Source organism: Clostridium sp. AF32-12BH, from assembly GCF_003477935.1.
Lineage (GTDB): Bacteria > Bacillota > Clostridia > Lachnospirales > Lachnospiraceae > Brotaphodocola.
This window is the reverse complement of record NZ_QUEH01000017.1, coordinates 80,272-97,919: the sequence shown is the minus strand read 5'-3', so window position 1 is coordinate 97,919 and position 17,648 is coordinate 80,272. Positions and strand designations below refer to the sequence as shown.

Sequence of the window (17,648 nt, the reverse complement as noted above, 5' to 3'; positions counted from 1 at the left end):
GAATTTACTTTTGCACTGGAATTTACTTTTTCAAGTCAGCTCAATTCCATTTACATTCCGCACATTTTCCTGTACAATGACATACGATGATTGCCGTTGCTGTTTGCGTAATGCGTGGGCAGCAACACTTGCCGGGCACATACACGTGAACGGCAGCATACAAGGAGGAATAACCATGAGAGTATCAACCAAAGGACGTTATGCACTGCGTATGATGATCGAATTCGGACTGAATCCGGATGAGTGCACCAAGATCAGTCAGGTGGCCGCACGCCAGGGCATTTCCGATAAATATCTGGAGCAGATTGTTTCCCTTCTTCATAAGGCTGGCTACGTGCGAAGCATTCGCGGGGCCCAGGGCGGCTACATGCTTACCAGAAAGCCGGAGGAATACACGGTCGGCATGATTCTCCGCGCTGCCGAGGGAAGTCTCGCACCGGTCTCCTGTCTGGACGAAGACATCAACCACTGCGAGCACGCCGGGCGCTGCACCACCCTGACTGTCTGGCAGAAATTAAAAGATGCCATCGACGACGTTGTCGACCACACCACACTGGCTGACCTGATCGAGGAACAGCGGAATATGCCGGAAGCCAACCTGATGTAAATTTTATCAGCTGCATAATTATGCAAAATTTAATTTCTATGCAAAGCAATCCAAAAGGAGTACCGCACTGCGCCAGCTGCGCTTTCTGCGATACTCCTTTTTCTTAAAATCCCATCCGTTCTTTTACAATAGCAGGAATCTCTCCTTTTTTGAAAAAGCTGTAATAGGTATTCTGGATATCATCTTCCTGTTCTGTTTTTTCCGATGTGTCTGCCACAGTCACTTCTACATCAAAATCCTCCTCCTCATACATCGGATCGTAATACAGCAGCCGCTCATTCCGGGTTATATCTCCAAGCGCGCTGATCTCTAAAGGATCCGTAAACGTGATTGTCTGATACTGATCACTTCCCGGTGCATACCCACGCACCGTCACAGAAACGATTCGGTCAGAAATACTGTCATCCGCAACGGATACGCCTGCCTGCTTCAGCAAAGCCATCGTTTTTTTGAAAGAAGGATAAACCGGATAAAATGCTTCATTCCGCACATCATTACTGTACGAATACTTCCATGGGTACATTTCAATCTGACTGCGGTTTTCTTTCTGGTTCCACCACGCGATCGCCTGTTCTTCCTCTTCTGTCGTAAAACGGATCAGTCCTGTTGGCATCTCTTTTTTCATCTCGTCAAGTGTCAGGGCGGCAAACTCCTGCTGATACGTGTGGAGCAATTCCTCACGCTGGGAAGCAGTCAGATTTTTCAGATTCTGATCTCCCGTAGAACGGCTCTTCCGATAGCGGACGCTGACAAACTGTTCCGGTCTGGCAGCAAGAAGCGGATAAGCTGCATTCTGGTACTCCTCATCCTGTTCCAGCTTTTTCAGCAATTCATAACTTTTTGTCATATCAATCGTATAATTCCGGCTTACCACGCGTCCACTCTTTAATGTATAACAGATGGTTGCCATCGTGTACAGCGGCCGGGTGTACGTTTCGTCTGTTTCTGCCGGAACTGCCAGTTCTGCCGTACCCAGAGGTTCAACGCTCCGTACACCTTCTTCATTCCACGCTTCCTTCAGTCTCCGGTTTTCTTCAATGCCTGCTGCCGCAAGATTCAGAACCGTATTCAGGTCCGTACATCGCATGTGTTTTGCAATGTAATTTCCGGACAGTTCATCTGCATATGTGTAGCCCATATTCGGTCCGTCATTTTCTTTCTCAACGGATCCGTAAGAAACCCAGCGGTTCAGCATGCTGACATCCACTGCCGCATACTGGACTTTTGTGGCGGACGGCAGATATGCATCATAACCGAACAGATCAAACCGGAACGAGAACACTACAGCGAGTGCTGCTGCCGCGCAGCATATAAGCTGCAGTTTATGCGCAAACAGCTTCCGGAAATCAAAATGATAAATACTTTCAACCACGCAATGGGCAATGATGCTTCCGCAAATAACGCCAAATGCCATCCACCCGTTCGAGTGCTGCATCGACCAAAGGAAACCACCCATGCCAAGTCCGCTTAGCACGGTAATGAGTACCCGGATAACCGGACAACTGATTGAAAAAGCCATAGCACGGCCCGCTGCTTCCGACCGGCGTTTCCGGTAAAGAAACATCGCTGCTGCTGCAAGGATCACGGAAACCAGAAAAGCGGCTCCTGCTGCCGGCCAGACCGGTTTCCCATCCGTATAGCAGGATATGGAGTGGATATATTCCAGGACAGGAGAAACGCGGGAGAATGATTCGGTTATCCAGTTATGGTTTTCGTAACTGTAAGACAGAAAAAACGTGTTGAAAAACGATTCCACAATTACCACTGCCAAAGGTACATAAAACATCAGTACCATGCTCCCGAAAAATCCTACCACCAGATGCCCCGTCAGCATGGACGCGATCACCACAGTCGTATAACACAGGATATAATAAATCAGGTGAAGCAGATAAGCACTGACTGCCGTCCCGCACAAAAGCTCTGTGCTGATTCCGTTTGCCGCACAGACGATCACGGAAGCGATCATCGCAACCGCGTATGGGATTGCCGGCATCAGGATCCCGTCCAGATAATGCACAAGAAACAGTTTTTCACGCCGTACCGGAATACTGTGGTAAAAATCCACACGGCTTTTCGAATTCAAATAGGAAAAGCTGCTGAGTCCACAGATCAGGGACACAAGCACAACGCCAAACACCGTCATGCCATTTTCAAAGGACAGCCACTGGATTGCTTCCGTTGTAAACCACCGAAGCCCTGCCTCCACGGTATCATATTCCCGCAATGCCCTTCCTGCCAGAAAAGCCAGAAATACCGGATAGAGGAAGAAGCAGCCAAGCGCAATGAGAGCCGGTGCCCACAGGCGGTTTTTCCAGTCCTCGCGCATAAGCTTAAAATATAAGTTTTTTGACGTCATAACCGACTACCTCCGTTTCGCTGATAAAAATTTCCTCCAAAGACAAAGGGATGGTCTCATAAAATACCGGCTCTGCCTTTTGCATAAGATATTCCACACGGCTTAATTCCCCACGCACCGTCAGGGTCAGAAGCTTTCCGCGGCGCTCCGTTTTTAAGATTTCAAGACCGTCTATATCTTCCGGCTTTGCGCCTTCTTTTAACACACACTGCACCTTATGCAGATTCATCTTCATTTCATCGAGGTCGCGGCTTAACAGGATACCTCCCTTGTGGAGCAGTCCGACATGATCACAGATGTCTTCCAGTTCCCGCAGGTTGTGGGAAGCAATGATCGGTGTTAAGTTCCGCTCTTCCATATCGTTGGCAAAAATACTCTTGACTGCCTGGCGCATGACCGGATCAAGACCGTCAAACGTTTCATCGCAGAACAGATATTCCGTTCCCGCACAAAGACCGCAGAGAATGGAAACCTGCTTTTTCATGCCCTTGGAAAACGTATTGATCTTGCGGTTTTTCTGCAGGCCAAAACTGTTCATAAGGCTGTCAAAGCGGGAGGTATCAAAGTCCGGGTAGACAATCCGGTAATAATTCATCATGTCCTGCGGCGTCGCATTTCCAAAGAAATACTGATCATCAGAAATATAGAAAAACTTCCGTTTCGCTGCCTCGTTCTCATAAACCTCCATGCCATCCACCGTAATGGTTCCTTCATCCGGCTTTAAAACTCCCGCCGCCATACGCAAAAATGTGCTCTTTCCTGCTCCGTTTGTTCCGATCAGCCCAAAGACATTTCCTTCCCGGATTTTTGCGCTGATATGATCCACTGCAAGAATATCATCAAATTTCTTCGTGAGATTGGTTGCTTCTATCATAATGCTTCTCCTCCAAACTGCTCTTTTGCCATACGGACAAATGCTTCCTCATCCATCCCCAGACTCTTTGCTTCCTCTGCAAGCACAGCCACCTTTTCTTTCAGTTCCCGCTGCTTTGCTTCCCTAAGTCTGCCAATGCTTCCCACAAAGCTTCCGCGCCCCTTCACGGAATAAAGAAAACCATTCCGTTCCAGTTCCGCGTAAGCGCGCTGTATGGTGTTGGGGTTAATGGACAGTTCCGTGGCCAGGGAACGCACAGAAGGCATCTGGCTGTCTTCTTCCAGAACACCGAGAATCATCAGTTCTTTTAAGCGGTCCGCCACCTGCTCATAGATGGGACGGCTGTCTTTATAGTCCAAATGAATCATTCTGCTTCACGCCTCTCCTTTATGATATAAGTGTATTAATCATCTTAATACACTTATATCATAAATCCTATCGAAATGCAACCACATCTTTCTTAAAATATTATGATATTCCACCCGTTGTACGAACAATCATCTCTAAAACCTGGTCTGAACCAGTTCCCGGTAGAGAGACTGGCTGCAGCTTAAATCGATCTTTCCCATTTCGTCCGAGAGCAGTCCTGGTTCATAGTTTCTTCCAAAATCCAGATCATGGACATAATAAGAGATTTCCCCTCCCTGGTCGCGCATCAGAAGTTCCAGAAGGTGTATGATATGGTCTTTCACCGGGACCGGGATTTTTTCTTCGTTTCGCAGTGTTTCCAGAATATTGACAAATTCTGTTTCTTCCACCGGCGGTTCCGAGGCATCCATTCTGCGGTAAATCACCTCTGCCGGTTCCTGCCCGCAGATAATCAGCATAGTGTCTGGATGGAGCATGCCTCCTGACCACAGTTTTGGTCCGCCCTCATTCACCAGATAGCAATATTCTTCTGCATTCAGCTTTTTTAGTATTTCCGTAAGTTCTTCACTGCCAGACCAGATTTCCGTAAGTTCTGAAACGTTCTTCACCGTCTCTTTTTCCTGTTTCTGGACAAAACGCACCACAAAACAGTCAAATTCATATACGGAGCGGAAACCGCCATGGCGGAAACAATTTACAATATGCATACCTCCCCCAGTCCTTACCGGGCGCATATCGCAATCGATTTTGCGCGTCACATAATAGGTTCCGTCTTCATCTGCATAAATCAGTCTTCCTTTTTTCATAAAAAAACCTCCTGTCATTACCAAATCGGTTATGACAAGAGGATAAAACATTTGTTTGCTTTTGTCATTGGACGGATAGTCCAATACCTGTTCCGTTTATGCTATTATACCGCTTTCCGAAATTTCCCAAGATAAGACAACAGATATTGCTTTTCCAGAAAGATTTCCCCGCAAACAGGATTTTCTCCACCGTCTGCCAAAAGTTCTTCCATATGTACCCCAAAAAGGCGGCTGAGTGCATAAAGATGATCCACGGACGGCAGCGCCTTGCCACGGAGCCAGCGATAAACCGGCTGGGGACAGGAAAGGACAAGATAATCCTGAATTTCCCGGACGCTGAGTCCTGACATGTTCATCCGGTAACGGAGCAGGATTCCGCTCTGTTTTAAATCCAGACCCGGATAGGATCGCATTTTTTCCATATTACCTGTTTTCACCCTCCGTTTCTCCTTCATCTGTCGTAATTTCCTGTCCGAAGATCTGATCAAGCATACGCATGATTGCTTCCCGGTTGATCGGCTTTGAGATATGACCATTCATACCTGACTCAAAGGCCTTCTTTTTATCTTCCTCAAACGCATTGGCCGTTACAGCAACAATCGGGATATTGGCCTTTTGGTTATCTCTGAGTGTCCGGATTTCCCTTGCAGCCGTGTAGCCATCCATTTTTGGCATCTGAATATCCATGAGGATCAGATCATAACGGGATGCTTCCACTGTTTCCATCCGTTCTACTGCATCGGTTCCATCTTCCACCGCCTCCACATAACCCTTGCGGATGGATGCAAACAGATCTTCTGTTGTCGCAAAACAGTTCACCTGCTTAACCTCTGGAAGGCTGGAGTCGATCTTGTGCAGAAAAAGTTCTGCCGCCCTTGTCGTAGCCTGAACACCAATTTTCTTATCCGCGAGATCGGCAAACGTCTGAACAGCACTCTCTGTGCTGACTGCAATCACCTGGCGACTGTACAGATATGGTCCAGCCCACTGATAATCTGCTTCGCGGTCATTCATGGAATAGCAGCTCCAGATACAGTCAATCGTTCCATCTGCCAGATATTGATTCTTCTCACTCCACGGAATGATCTGAAACTCTGGTTCATAACCATATTCTAATTCTGTATTTTTTCCATTACTTCTCCTTTTCCATGCGTTTCAGCTCCGGGAGCACCGTGCAGAGCATTGTAGCAAAACACAGACTTCCGCCAATGACATTCGATACCGGTTCCGCCAAAAACACACCATCCGTTCCCATATGCAGCACATACGGCATAAAATAAGTGAGTGGAACAACAATGAAAACCTTTCGAAGCAGCGAAAAGAAAATCGCATGCTTCTTTTTATTCAGGGACTTAAATACCGTCTGCCCCAAGTACTGCAGATCCATAAAGATAAATGCTGCAAAATACTGTTTCAGCGCCGGGACCGCATCCTGCAAAAGGACCGGATCGGAACTGAATATCTGGATCAGAATATCCGGTACCAGAATGATGACACTCCACATAACTGCCGTATAGCAAAGCATCATGAACCCCATCACAATCCCTGCCTTTTTGACGCGTGCCGGCCGGCGGGCGCCATAATTATAGCTCAGAATCGGTGAGGAACCATCGTTGATCGCAGAGATTGGCGTTTCGACCAGCTGCCGTACACTGGAAACAATGGTCATGACCGAAATATAAATATCGCCTCCTGTGCCGGAAAGCACATGGTTGCAGCAGATCGTTACCAGGCTGTTCGTCAGCTGCATCACAAAACCGGCTGTGCCAAGGCTGACAATATCACGTGCATAACCGGCACATGGTTTTATCTCCCGTTTTTGAAGGAAACGTACCTTCAATTCTGACTTCCTGGTCAGGAAAAACAGGACAAAACCTGCAGATATGTACTGCGAGATAACCGTAGCGATCGCGGCACCGCGCACACCAAATCCAAGGATAAAAATAAACAGCGGGTCCAATACAAGATTGGCTGCTGCTCCGATCGCAACCGAAAGCATTCCAATCAGGGAGTATCCCTGCGCATTGATAAACGGATTCATGCCCACTGCGATCATAGAAGGCAGCGTGCCGAGCAGATAGATCATCATATACGGATGCGCATAAACCATAGCGCTTTCGGAAGCGCCAAACAGCGCCAGGATCGGGCGCATAAACAAAAATCCGGCAAACATGAGCACAATGCCAGTTAAGCAAAGCATGGTAAACGAGGTATTCATGATCGCGTTTGCTTCACATTCTTCTTTTTTGCCCCTGCGGATAGAAAATAAAGGTGCGCCGCCGCTTCCATATAAATTGGAAAAAGCTGTAATGATCACGATCAGCGGGAAGCACAGACCAACCGCGCCGAGTGCCGCTGTTCCCACTTTTGGGATGCGGGCAATGTAGATCCGGTCTACAATGTTGTAAAGCAAGTTAAGCAGCTGTGCTACCAGCATGGGGACCGCCGCCCCAAGAATATTTCCTGTCACCGTGCCATGTTCAAAATCAATTCGTTTCATTTTTTAGTAAATCCATCCATTTTCTCAAATTTTTCTGTTTTTCTCCGATACTTTTGCTGCCCATACTTTTTTTCTCACAAAGTAAAAACATAACACCTGCATCACAATGGTGATAAACCAGGAAGCCGGATAAGAAATAAACAATACATATAAGGACCTGTGCTGCGGGAAAACACCAAAAATCCAGATCAGTCTTGTTCCAACGGTTCCAAGCACAGATAAAATCATCGGTACACCGGAATGTCCCATGCCGCGCAGGGAACCTGGGAACAGATCCATAATCCCGCACAGGAAATAGGGAATTGTGGTAATGGACAGGATCTCCATTCCGTACCGGATCACTTCTTCTTCCTCCGTGTACACGCCAAGAACCTGCGGACCAAATGCATAGGCAAAGGTCCCCATCACGCCTGCGGTAATCACGGTAAAGATCAGGCAGTCTCCCAGTACCCGGTCCATACGCTTAAATTTCCCTGCGCTGTAGTTCTGACTGGTAAAACTCATGCAGGCCTGTGTCACAGAATTCACCGAAACATACATAAAACTTAAAATATTGTTAGCCGCCGTATAGCCAGCCATTGCGGTAGCGCCGAAGGAATTGACCGATGACTGCAGCAGTGCATTGGAAAGATTGATCACGGTGCTCTGGATTCCGGCCGGAATTCCAACCTGAAAAATCTGCTTCAGGTAATCGCCCCGGATCTTCAGCTTTGCCAGATGCAGCCGGTAACTGCTCTCCGATCTCATGAGACAGGACAAAACCAGTACACTGGAAATCAGCTGGGAAATAACCGTTGCAATCGCTACCCCCGCCACATCCAGATGAACGCAGACTACCAGAACTACATTTAATGCCGCATTGGTCACGCCGGAAATGATCAGGAACAGAAGCGGCCGCTTCGTATCTCCCACCGCACGCAGAATCGCGGCTCCATAGTTATATAACATAAAAAATGGCATGCCAAGAAAATAAATCCGCATATAAAGAACAGATAACCCAATCACGTCCTCCGGAGTTCCAAGGATCTCCAGCGCAGTCGGCAGCTCCAACCTCCGAAATCCGTGCAATATTGATACATTCTACCACATTATACAACAGATTTCGTATTTGGGCTACCTGGATAGGAACTGCTGCAAAAATTTTGTTGCCGGGTTTTCTGCTGCACACAGACACATAAATCCTTACATTTTGGGCAAACTCTGCTCCACACAGAGTCTCCCATACCCCACCATCGGATTCGGATACTCCGTAATTCCTGGTAATTTTCCTGCCCCTCTTCTCAAATATGCTTTTACTTTCTCCCCATACAAAAACAGGTCATTTCCATTCACAATCCCCCACTGCATCAAAAGCGCTGCCGAACCAGCGACAACGGGTGTCGCAAACGAGGTTCCTGTGACGGACTGGTACCCTCCATTTACCGCCGGAGCCATGATCCCGACTCCCGGAGCTGCAAGATCCGGCTTGACCTGATTCGTCAGACGTGTAAACCCGCGCCCGGAAAAATCTGCATAGGAATTGTAATAGCTGTTATACGCGCCCACCGTGATGACCTTCGATGCGGTAGACGGAATCGTCAATGTCGTATCGGGTGTCGGCCTAAGGAAACGGGTGGCTGTATTTAACCCCCCGGCAGAGGGAAGCCAGAAATCGTATCGCCTGCTTACGAGACTCACCGGTCTTAAAAAGAACGTCCAGATTCCTTCTTCTACATAGGTTCCCTCATCCGGAATAAAATCGAAATAGATTTCCTGTTCTGTGCTGAAAGGTCCTGGTTTTCCATAATACAACAAGATCTGTGTTCGGCGGTAACGAAAACGTGCCGGACCCAGATTTTCTGAAAACGGACCAAACTGCTCTCCTGACGGTGCCTGCAGGCTGATCTCAAACTGGTCGCTGTAGGACTTCCAGAGCTGGATGCTGAAGCTGCTCTCATAAGAAGAAACCGTAAATTCTACCGTTTCCGTGGTCCGCAGCTGCAAAATGCCGGAAGTATGACCACTCGCAGCGCCTTCGTTTCCGCTTCCCACCACAATCGTCGTCCGACCGTAATTGCCAATGTCATCTAAAAAAGTTTCCAGAAGACTGGTTCCATCGTGAGAGCCATAGGTATTTCCAAAGCTGATATTGATCACCAATGACAAAAACCGGTCTGCGGCAAACGAAACCGCGTAGTTCACGGCCCGCATTAGCTCTGTCGTCCGCGGAAAGCCACCGGGTCTGGCCGTTCCAAGCTTCACGACCAGAAGATCGCTTTCATAGGCGATTCCGCGATATGCTCCATCGAGACCCGCCGCGATCCCCGCAACCGCTGTTCCATGGCCGCTCACATCCACAGAAGGAACGATCTGTCTGGCTGCAGCCCTGTTCCCGCTTTCCAGTGCCTTGTTGATTTCTTCCGATGTATAAATTCTGTTCTGGATCTGATCCCACAACTCCAGAATTCTTGTGGAACCGTCCTCCTTTCGGAAGGCTTCATGAAAATAATCGATCCCGGAATCCAGCACAGCAATCAAAACTCCGCGCCCGCTTAAGTTCGGTGGTGCTTCCTGCAAAATATTCACACAAGAGGCTGCCTTTGCCTGATTGATGGCAAAGAACAGCCTCTTCGGTTTTTCGATATATTCAATTTGTGGAAGCGCACTGATGAGTGGTATCTGGCTTTCTTTCACAGTAAGAATCGCATATTCATTGCGCATTTCTTCCACGATCGCGCCAAGACTTCTCACCTCATCCAGATTTCCCGAGTACTTTACGATCAGCTCCCAGGTGTTTTCTTCCGGATTAAAACCAGTTTCTAATTCCGAGGAACGGCTTCGTTCCTCCGCATTCGTATCCAAAGCAAGATTTAAGAGGTTTTCCAGTTTCTGATCAACAGACATCGCAAATGCTCCGTTTTTCTAACCATCCTATTCATGCCTTTTCGGAAACATGACACCGTTTCGCCGCACATCCTCCTGATTTTTTCTTTTGCGAAATCATGAAACCCGCAAATATGAGCAGTACGCCGAACACGGATACCGGTGTTGCCTTTTCATGCAGGATCAGCAAATGCTTCATCTGTCACGCCTCTTCACTCCGGTCCGACATCTTCGATGTCAGATCGATCGTCTTTTGCAAAACCCCGATCAGAATCTTTCTGCTTTTTTCAAAATCAGCCGCCAGCTGTTCAATCTGTTCTTTTGCGTCCATCATTTTACCTTATGTCCGGTAACTGCTTCAAAATGATACTTAGCAATTCCAAGGTCGATCTTGGAATAAAAACCTCCGAGTGATTTCGCTGTTACCGTTCCATCTTTCAGTTCAAAGAAAAATTTCTGCTGGTTCATGGCTGTCGGCGCAAGGCAGACTGCTTCCATGCCTTTCTGAAACCAGTCGGTCTCCTGGTCTGCACGGCAAAGCGTTTTCACATCTTTGCTCTTATGTGGAACACCCTGATTTTCCCCATAACCCAGAGATAAGATAATGAGAAGTTTCTCACCCATTTTCTTCTCCACACGCGCTTTTCCATGGGTCATTGCTACCCAGCAGGTATTTAAGCCAAGCTCCTGACATTTCAAAACAAGCTTTTCTCCATAATAACCGGCCTTTTCTTGCTCGCTTCCCTTTCCAACAATCACAATGTAATTGTTCACATGCGAAAATTTTCCGTAATGCGCCATAAAAGAGTCAAAACACTTCGGCTCATCATAAAACACCTGGATGTTTAAGCCACTCTCCGCATTGATCTCCTGGATACAGGAATCGATCTGGACCCGTTTTGAGGGTTCGATTGCCTGTTCTTTGTACTGGCGGACGCTGTGTCTGCTTTTTATGATCTCTAACATTTCCATAGGATAGCCTCACTTTCGTTGATCCGTTTAAACCAATCATACCACAGATTTGGAGAAAAGTTTCCATTCCTTTCATCGGCGCCATCAGCCATATTACACTGCGCGTGATCCTCTCCTGGATCTTGATTGGGCAGTATCAGCTGAAGGCCATGGCTGTCGCAAGCGGAATCGGTTGGATGCTGGTGAAGGTCTTCTGGAGTGTGATACTGAGACGAGGTAACAATATAAGTAAATGACAAATTGTTATATTGCGTACAGCTTCCTATATTTTTCTTCGAGATACTCCACGTAATACCGCGGCTGAAACTCCTCCCCGGTCATATCCCTTAAAATTTCCCGGCTGGTCTTCATCTTTCCATAGCGGTGTACATGTATTCTCAAATACTCCCGGATCACATCCAGCCGTCCTTCCTCCAGAAGCTTTTCAAAATCCATTTCTTTTTTCATCTGTGCCAGCATCTGTGCGCCAAAGGCACTTCCAAGAGCATACGACGGGAAATATCCGAAGGATCCCTGCGCCCAGTGGATGTCCTGCAGCACACCTTCTGCATCATTTTCCGGACGGATACCAAGATATTCTTCATATTTATCAGCCCAGAGTTTCGGAAGTTCTTTTACATCCAAATTTTTCTCGATCAGCATTTTTTCCAGTTCATAACGAACCAGAACATGAAGACTGTAGGTCAGTTCATCCGCTTCGGTGCGGATCAGACCCGGCTGTACTTTGTTGATGGCGCGGACAAACATTTCCCGCCCTACGCCCTTTAACTGCTCTGGGAACAGCTCTTTCAGCTTGCCGTATACCGGGATCCAGAAAGCTTCGCTCCGACCGATAATATTTTCGAAGAAACGGGACTGGGATTCGTGCATCCCCATAGAAGTTCCCTGCCCTGCCGGTGTCTGGCTCAGCCGATCATCGATACCAAATTCATAGATGGCGTGTCCGCTCTCATGAATCACGGAAAATGCCGAGGAATCCACACGGGATTTGTAGTGCGTCGTGATGCGCACATCACGGTTATGAAGGTTGGTTGTAAAGGGATGTGCACTGACTGCCAATACTCCTTTGGAAAAATCAAAGCCCACATAGTTTGCCAGATACTCTGCCAGCTCGCGCTGTTTTTCTTCCGGATAATCTCCATCCAGAAAATCGTCCTGGATGCGGACTGGACTTTCCATAACCTGTTTTAAGAGCGGAACAATATGCTCTTTCAAAAGACCAAAGAATTCATCCAGCTTTTCCATGGTAAACCCTGGTTCAAACGAATCCAGCATGACATCGTAAAGCTTCTGCCCTTCTTTCTGACGGTAAGAGGCGAATTTTTTCTGGTAATCGATGATTTCCTGCAAAACCGGCGCAAAAGCTTCAAAATCGTTTTCTTTCCGGGCCTTGGTCCAGATGTGGGTCGATTTTGCTGTCAATTCCTGATAGGCACGGTATTCTTCCGGCGGAATGCAGAAGACTTCCTCGATCTCGCGCTTTGCGGCTTTCAAGATAGCACGGCGGATGTTTTCTTCCGTAAGTTCTGTATCATCTGTCCTCGTGGAACATGCCGCTCCATTTCCTGCCGTCTGCAGATGTTCTTTTTCTTTCGTTTTCCCGTCCGAAACCGTTTTTCTGCTTCCCTCCAGTTCATCTAAGCATCGGTCCACCAGTTCTTTCACCCGCGGATCCATCATGATTCGCTGATAAGAAGCGGAGAGCACGCCCTGCATCCGGGCAGTGCGGCTTCCTGCTGCTTCGGGAGCCAGCGTCTCATCGTCCCACTCAAACAGGATCAGGGCAGTCTGATATGCCTGAGCCTCTTCTAAATACTTCATCAGTTCTTCGTAATCTGAATTTTTGTTTTCTGTATTCATATCGTCCTCCTGAGCCATCATCATCCAATGTTTTTATTTTTTCCTTCTTCCACTGATCCTATTCTGCTGTAACATCGTTTCTGCTGTTTGCAAGCTCTGATTCTGCTGTTACCGGTTCCTCAAGCGTCTCTTTTGTCGCTTTTCTTCCGGAAAGTACTGTTTTGTCGTGTGATCCCTGTCTTGTCGTACGTTTTGTCGCGTATTTTTTCTTGTATTTTCCCTTGGATTTTCCTATGAAATTCTCTTGGTAGTTTCTCTTCTATCTCGTTTTTAATCTTATCTCTTATGTTGTTCCACATGGTAAATCAGAAGACGCTTCTCTGACGTCTTTTCGTCATGCAATGTTTATCCCCGGTATCGGTTTAGTGCTGCAAACACTTCCTGGATTCTCGGCCTTGCAAGTCCACCCGGCACATAGGATCCGGTTAAATGGTTCCAGCCCTTTGCCGCATACTGTGTTTCCAGTTCTTTCGCGATCTGGCACAATGTCCTCTTTCCGTCTGCAAGCTGCTCCAGCGCATAGCGGGTCAGATAGGCAAGCGCCGCGGTCTGCTCTGAGTCCGCAAGCTGTTCTACATAGCGCAGGTCTACGGTTTCGCGGTCAAGCGAGAACGAATCTTTGCCGAATATTTTCACCTTGCTGCGTTCCTGTGTACGACCTGCACCGTGTCCACGTTTTCCGCCGCGTTCCTGTGCTACATCCACGCTGCGTCCACTTTTTTCGCTGTGTCCCTGCATATAGCCTGAGCCTACCTCACCTTCTCCCATGCCCTTCGCATCGCTCATTGTCCGCACTGCACCGGAAGTTTCTTTCCCATACGCCACCGTAAACTCTGGCAATACAAAACCAGGCGCCTCCGTTCTCGGTGCCTTATGCTCCTTGCAGAGTGCCTTCACCCGGTTTGTAATATCCACCGGGCGGTAGCAGTCCATCTGAATGATCTGGTCTGCAATATAGAAAAAGGCTCCGGAGCTGCCTGCTACCAGAATGGTTGAAATCCCGGCCTTTTCATATAAATCCCGTGCCCGCTCCAGAAACGGGGTGATCGGTTCTTTTTCCCGGCTGATGACCTGCTGCATAAAGTCATCGCGCACCATAAAGTTGGTCGCAGAGGTATCTTCGTCGATGAGGAAAAGTCTGGTCCCGGCTTCGATTCCTTCCACAACACCCGCCGCCTGGGAAGTGCTTCCGCTGGCATCGGTGGTGGAAAAGCTTCTGGTGTCCTTGCGGTTTGGCAGATCGTTGATAAATAATGAAATATCCGTATTTTTGATGGAGCGTCCTTCCTCTGCCCGCAGCTTTACTGCCGTGTCATCGGCCAGGACAAACTCCCGTCCATCTCCCGCGATGTGGTTGTAAACGCCCATCTGCAAAGCAGAAAGCAGAGTTGATTTTCCATGGTAGCCGCCTCCCACGATGAGGGTAATGCCCTCCGGCACCGCCATCCCGCGGATTTCGCCGTGATGCGGCAGCACAAAAGAAGCTTCCATGCTCTTTGGGGAAAGGAACGGCACACTTTCCTTCATAGGCTGGTCGGAAACACCGCTTTTGCGTGGTAAGATAGCTCCGTTTGCCACGAATGCAGCCAGCTTTCGCTCCCGCAGCTGTCTGCGCAGTTCCTCCTGGTCTTCTGCTATCCATACGGCCTCCTGCACTGCCCGGCGGTCCAGATTCTTTGCAACAAAGCTCTTTTCCACTGCCTTTGGCAGAAACTCAAACAGGATCTTTTCCAGCCCGCCCGCATCGATGGTACGTCCAAATGCCGGAAATCCCACATGAAAGCGCACCGTAATGGTGTCACGGCTGATCTCACAGGCACTGCGCTCTAAAACCTCCTGACCGCAGCGGCTGATAGAAATCAGACCGCTCTTGCCAGAGCCCTTTGTCTGGAAGCTGAAGCGCTCTGTCTGGGCATAAAACAGCCTCGTCAGATGATCCTGCAAAGCAACACGCTTGCACACCCGGTCCCGCAGGTTTTCCGCAAAGCCAGATACCTTCCACGGGATTTCCACATGAACCGAAGAAGGGGACGCAAAAGGATCTCCCTGGACATGGTCGATCACCAGAATATAGCTTCCAAACTGATATGCCCCGGCCAGTGCTTTGTATGCCGGATAGCTTTTCCGGTCAATGCCCCGCAGCATCGTGCGAAGTTCATTGGATGATTTCATACTATTCTCCTCATATACGCGATTACCGGACGTCTGGCTGCAGAATTCTCTGCTTTGCACAAACGTCCGGCAACCATTTTTCTGATCAGAAGTGCAGCAAAATTCCTACCTGTAAACAGTAACATTTTCCCAATATTACAACCAGGGAAAACCGCACTTCATCGATCTTTTATAAACTTTCTGCAATCTTTCTTGCTACGTAAACGCCGCTTGCCGATGCATGGGACAGGGAGTGGGTCACACCGCTTCCGTCACCGATGATGTAAAGGCCTTTGTGGCGGCTCTCCAGATTCTCATCGACATCTACTTCCATGTTGTAGAATTTGACCTCGACACCGTAAAGTAAAGTATCGTCATTTGCGGTACCAGGTGCAATCTTATCCAGTGCATAGATCATCTCGATGATGCCGTCTAAGATACGCTTCGGCAGTACCAGGCTTAAATCGCCCGGAGTTGCAGATAAGGTCGGCATAAACATATTCTCCTCGATACGCTTCTGGGTGCTTCGTCTTCCGCGCACCAAATCACCGAAACGCTGTACGATAACGCCGCCGCCCAGCATGTTGGACAGACGCGCAATGCTCTCGCCGTAGCCGTTGCTGTCCTTGAACGGCTCAGAGAAATGCTTGGATACCAGCAGCGCAAAGTTGGTGCACTCGGTCTGCTTAGCCGGGTCCTCGTAGCTGTGTCCGTTTACGGTTACGATACCGTTGGTATTCTCATTTACGACAATGCCTCTCGGGTTCATGCAGAAGGTACGCACGTTATCCTCGAATTTCTCGGTGCGGTACACGATCTTGCTCTCGTAAAGCTCATCGGTCAGATGAGAGAACAGAACCGCCGGAAGCTCTACGCGCACACCCAGGTCAACACGGTTGGACTTGGTCGGAATATCCAGTTCCTTACAGATCTTCTCCATCCATTTGCTTCCGCTTCTTCCTACGGAAACAATACATTTCCCACAGTCGTAAGACTCTTCTCCGACCCATACGCGGTAAGTGCCATCTTCCAGGCTTTCAATGTGGCTGACCGGGGACTCGAAATAGAAATCCACCTGGTCCTTTAACTCATCATAAAGCTGGCCCAGAACAACCAGGTTGATATCGGTACCCAGATGACGCACAGATGCATCCAGCAGTTTCAGACGGTTCTGGATACATACCTTCTTTAATCCGGTTCCTGCGGTAGAATACATCTTGGTACCCTCTCCGCCGTGAGCCATGTTGATCTCGTCGACATACTCCATCAGCTCCGTTGCTACTTTTTTGCCGATGTACTCGTACAGCGTACCACCGAAAGCGTTGGTGATATTGTATTTTCCATCAGAGAATGCGCCAGCTCCGCCAAATCCGCTCATAATGGAGCAGGATTTGCACTTGATGCAGGCCTTGATCTTATCTCCATCGATCGGGCAGTGACGCTTCTTCAAAGAATAACCGGAATCGAACACTGCGATCTTCTTGCCGCTGCACTTTTTGGTAAGTTCATAAGCGGAATAGATACCGCCCGGACCTGCTCCTACAATGATGACATCATACTTCATATTTCTTTCAAAACTCCTTCTTATACTTCTCCGTTTTCTTTGCTATGCGTCACGTATGCAGAGGTAAAACCTGCTTTGCGGATCTTATCTGCTGCGCGGCAGTCCTCAAATGTAGTCATACCGCATTCGTCGCGCACAAAAACAGAGAATCCATTGGATTCCCTGTTTTTATAACCAGTCTTAAAAATACTTCTTGCTGCCCCAGAGGTTCGCCTTTTTTAAATCCCGGTACTCGTTGTAGGCTTTTTCCAGGATCTGCTTCTCGTTGGAGAATTTCAGAAGATGGTACGCCTCATAAAACTTGTAATACCCGGAATCCACAAAATGCTCTTCCCGTTGTGGTTTACTGTAATAGCTGTCTGCCATCATCAGATACCAGTGTACGTCTTTCTCCACCATATCCTGCGGCGTGTTAAAGGAATAAGAGCTCTTTCCGATATACTTGATAATGGAAGCGCTGACACCGGTTTCTTCTTTGACCTCGCGAAGAGCGGTCTCCTTGTATTCCTCTCCTGCTTCTACAGTTCCCTTTGGAAGGACCCAGCCCTCATACTTGTTCTTGTAATTCTTATAGAGAACCAGGATCTTGCCGCGAAATATAACCACACCTCCACAGCTCGTTGCTTCTATCATTGCAATTCCTCCTGTTGCACCGTGTCACAAACACGGTGTTGGTGTGTCGCATAGACTGGCTTTAGTATACCTCTATTTCGGACAACTTGCAAGT

16 protein-coding genes and 1 pseudogene are annotated in these 17,648 nt (G+C 48.2%); 1 reads left to right on the top strand and 16 read right to left on the bottom strand.

What is annotated here, in order from left to right:
- Positions 1 to 175 precede the first annotated feature (175 nt).
- A complete protein-coding gene (locus tag DWZ40_RS15795; protein WP_118543846.1) occupies positions 176 to 607 on the top strand; it encodes an Rrf2 family transcriptional regulator in 432 nt (143 codons plus the stop codon).
- A 103-nt stretch (positions 608 to 710) separates the two neighbouring features.
- Here DWZ40_RS15795 and DWZ40_RS15790 read toward each other — a convergent pair whose 3' ends face one another.
- From DWZ40_RS15790 to DWZ40_RS15720, 16 genes and pseudogenes are all read right to left on the bottom strand, one after another.
- On the bottom strand, positions 711 to 2,963 hold the full coding sequence (locus DWZ40_RS15790; protein ID WP_118543845.1) for a DUF6449 domain-containing protein: 2,253 nt from the start codon (positions 2,961 to 2,963) through the stop codon (positions 711 to 713).
- Entirely contained in the window at positions 2,938 to 3,837 is a 900-nt protein-coding gene (locus tag DWZ40_RS15785; RefSeq protein WP_118543844.1) for an ABC transporter ATP-binding protein, read from the bottom strand. Before DWZ40_RS15785 ends, DWZ40_RS15790 begins: the two co-directional genes overlap by 26 nt.
- The gene (locus DWZ40_RS15780) at positions 3,834 to 4,205 is read right to left on the bottom strand and encodes a GntR family transcriptional regulator (protein WP_118543843.1); all 372 of its coding nucleotides are present in this window, start codon (positions 4,203 to 4,205) and stop codon (positions 3,834 to 3,836) included. The genes DWZ40_RS15785 and DWZ40_RS15780 overlap by 4 nt, the downstream gene beginning before the upstream one ends.
- A 135-nt stretch (positions 4,206 to 4,340) precedes the next feature.
- Positions 4,341 to 5,012, bottom strand: a complete 672-nt coding sequence (locus DWZ40_RS15775) for a hypothetical protein (RefSeq protein WP_118543842.1) — start codon at positions 5,010 to 5,012, stop codon at positions 4,341 to 4,343.
- Between the two features lie 104 nt (positions 5,013 to 5,116).
- Positions 5,117 to 5,449: a helix-turn-helix transcriptional regulator gene (locus tag DWZ40_RS15770; protein ID WP_243035363.1), complete on the bottom strand. Its 333-nt coding sequence runs from the start codon at positions 5,447 to 5,449 to the stop codon at positions 5,117 to 5,119.
- A complete protein-coding gene (locus DWZ40_RS20365; protein ID WP_347560108.1) occupies positions 5,436 to 5,768 on the bottom strand; it encodes a response regulator in 333 nt (110 codons plus the stop codon). Before DWZ40_RS20365 ends, DWZ40_RS15770 begins: the two co-directional genes overlap by 14 nt.
- Before the next feature lie 9 nt (positions 5,769 to 5,777).
- Positions 5,778 to 6,113, bottom strand: a pseudogene (locus DWZ40_RS20360) (transporter substrate-binding domain-containing protein); the annotation flags it as partial.
- A 31-nt stretch (positions 6,114 to 6,144) separates the two neighbouring features.
- Positions 6,145 to 7,512 carry an MATE family efflux transporter gene (locus tag DWZ40_RS15760; protein ID WP_118543840.1) on the bottom strand — a complete coding sequence of 456 codons (1,368 nt, stop codon included), beginning with the start codon at positions 7,510 to 7,512 and terminating at the stop codon, positions 6,145 to 6,147.
- Between the two features lie 24 nt (positions 7,513 to 7,536).
- Positions 7,537 to 8,562 carry an MATE family efflux transporter gene (locus DWZ40_RS15755; RefSeq protein WP_347560107.1) on the bottom strand — a complete coding sequence of 342 codons (1,026 nt, stop codon included), beginning with the start codon at positions 8,560 to 8,562 and terminating at the stop codon, positions 7,537 to 7,539.
- Between the two features lie 132 nt (positions 8,563 to 8,694).
- Positions 8,695 to 10,395 (bottom strand): S8 family peptidase, encoded by a 1,701-nt coding sequence (locus DWZ40_RS15750; RefSeq protein WP_118543838.1) that lies wholly within the window; start codon positions 10,393 to 10,395, stop codon positions 8,695 to 8,697.
- A 181-nt stretch (positions 10,396 to 10,576) separates the two neighbouring features.
- Positions 10,577 to 10,708, bottom strand: coding sequence for a hypothetical protein (locus DWZ40_RS20355; RefSeq protein WP_279220675.1), 132 nt, complete (start codon positions 10,706 to 10,708; stop codon positions 10,577 to 10,579).
- On the bottom strand, positions 10,705 to 11,346 hold the full coding sequence (locus tag DWZ40_RS15745) for a nitroreductase family protein (protein ID WP_118543837.1): 642 nt from the start codon (positions 11,344 to 11,346) through the stop codon (positions 10,705 to 10,707). The genes DWZ40_RS20355 and DWZ40_RS15745 overlap by 4 nt, the downstream gene beginning before the upstream one ends.
- A gap of 243 nt (positions 11,347 to 11,589) precedes the next feature.
- Positions 11,590 to 13,206, bottom strand: coding sequence for a carboxypeptidase M32 (locus DWZ40_RS15740; RefSeq protein ID WP_118543836.1), 1,617 nt, complete (start codon positions 13,204 to 13,206; stop codon positions 11,590 to 11,592).
- 345 nt (positions 13,207 to 13,551) lie between these two features.
- A complete protein-coding gene (locus tag DWZ40_RS15730) occupies positions 13,552 to 15,378 on the bottom strand; it encodes an ABC-ATPase domain-containing protein (RefSeq protein ID WP_118543834.1) in 1,827 nt (608 codons plus the stop codon).
- Between the two features lie 169 nt (positions 15,379 to 15,547).
- Entirely contained in the window at positions 15,548 to 16,921 is a 1,374-nt protein-coding gene (locus DWZ40_RS15725; RefSeq protein ID WP_118543833.1) for an FAD-dependent protein, read from the bottom strand.
- Positions 16,922 to 17,101: 180 nt separating this feature from the next.
- A complete protein-coding gene (locus DWZ40_RS15720) occupies positions 17,102 to 17,554 on the bottom strand; it encodes an NUDIX hydrolase (protein WP_118533268.1) in 453 nt (150 codons plus the stop codon).
- Positions 17,555 to 17,648: the final 94 nt, after the last annotated feature.

What these genes read in the sequence shown, in the direction of transcription:
- DWZ40_RS15795 (WP_118543846.1), top strand. Translation starts at nt 176, where the DNA reads ATGAGAGTATCAACCAAAGGACGTTATGCACTGCGTATGATGATCGAA.
- DWZ40_RS15790 (WP_118543845.1), bottom strand. Translation starts at nt 2,963, where the DNA reads ATGACGTCAAAAAACTTATATTTTAAGCTTATGCGCGAGGACTGGAAA.
- DWZ40_RS15785 (WP_118543844.1), bottom strand. Translation starts at nt 3,837, where the DNA reads ATGATAGAAGCAACCAATCTCACGAAGAAATTTGATGATATTCTTGCA.
- DWZ40_RS15780 (WP_118543843.1), bottom strand. Translation starts at nt 4,205, where the DNA reads ATGATTCATTTGGACTATAAAGACAGCCGTCCCATCTATGAGCAGGTG.
- DWZ40_RS15775 (WP_118543842.1), bottom strand. Translation starts at nt 5,012, where the DNA reads ATGAAAAAAGGAAGACTGATTTATGCAGATGAAGACGGAACCTATTAT.
- DWZ40_RS15760 (WP_118543840.1), bottom strand. Translation starts at nt 7,512, where the DNA reads ATGAAACGAATTGATTTTGAACATGGCACGGTGACAGGAAATATTCTT.
- DWZ40_RS15750 (WP_118543838.1), bottom strand. Translation starts at nt 10,395, where the DNA reads ATGTCTGTTGATCAGAAACTGGAAAACCTCTTAAATCTTGCTTTGGAT.
- DWZ40_RS20355 (WP_279220675.1), bottom strand. Translation starts at nt 10,708, where the DNA reads ATGATGGACGCAAAAGAACAGATTGAACAGCTGGCGGCTGATTTTGAA.
- DWZ40_RS15745 (WP_118543837.1), bottom strand. Translation starts at nt 11,346, where the DNA reads ATGGAAATGTTAGAGATCATAAAAAGCAGACACAGCGTCCGCCAGTAC.
- DWZ40_RS15740 (WP_118543836.1), bottom strand. Translation starts at nt 13,206, where the DNA reads ATGAATACAGAAAACAAAAATTCAGATTACGAAGAACTGATGAAGTAT.
- DWZ40_RS15730 (WP_118543834.1), bottom strand. Translation starts at nt 15,378, where the DNA reads ATGAAATCATCCAATGAACTTCGCACGATGCTGCGGGGCATTGACCGG.
- DWZ40_RS15725 (WP_118543833.1), bottom strand. Translation starts at nt 16,921, where the DNA reads ATGAAGTATGATGTCATCATTGTAGGAGCAGGTCCGGGCGGTATCTAT.
- DWZ40_RS15720 (WP_118533268.1), bottom strand. Translation starts at nt 17,554, where the DNA reads ATGATAGAAGCAACGAGCTGTGGAGGTGTGGTTATATTTCGCGGCAAG.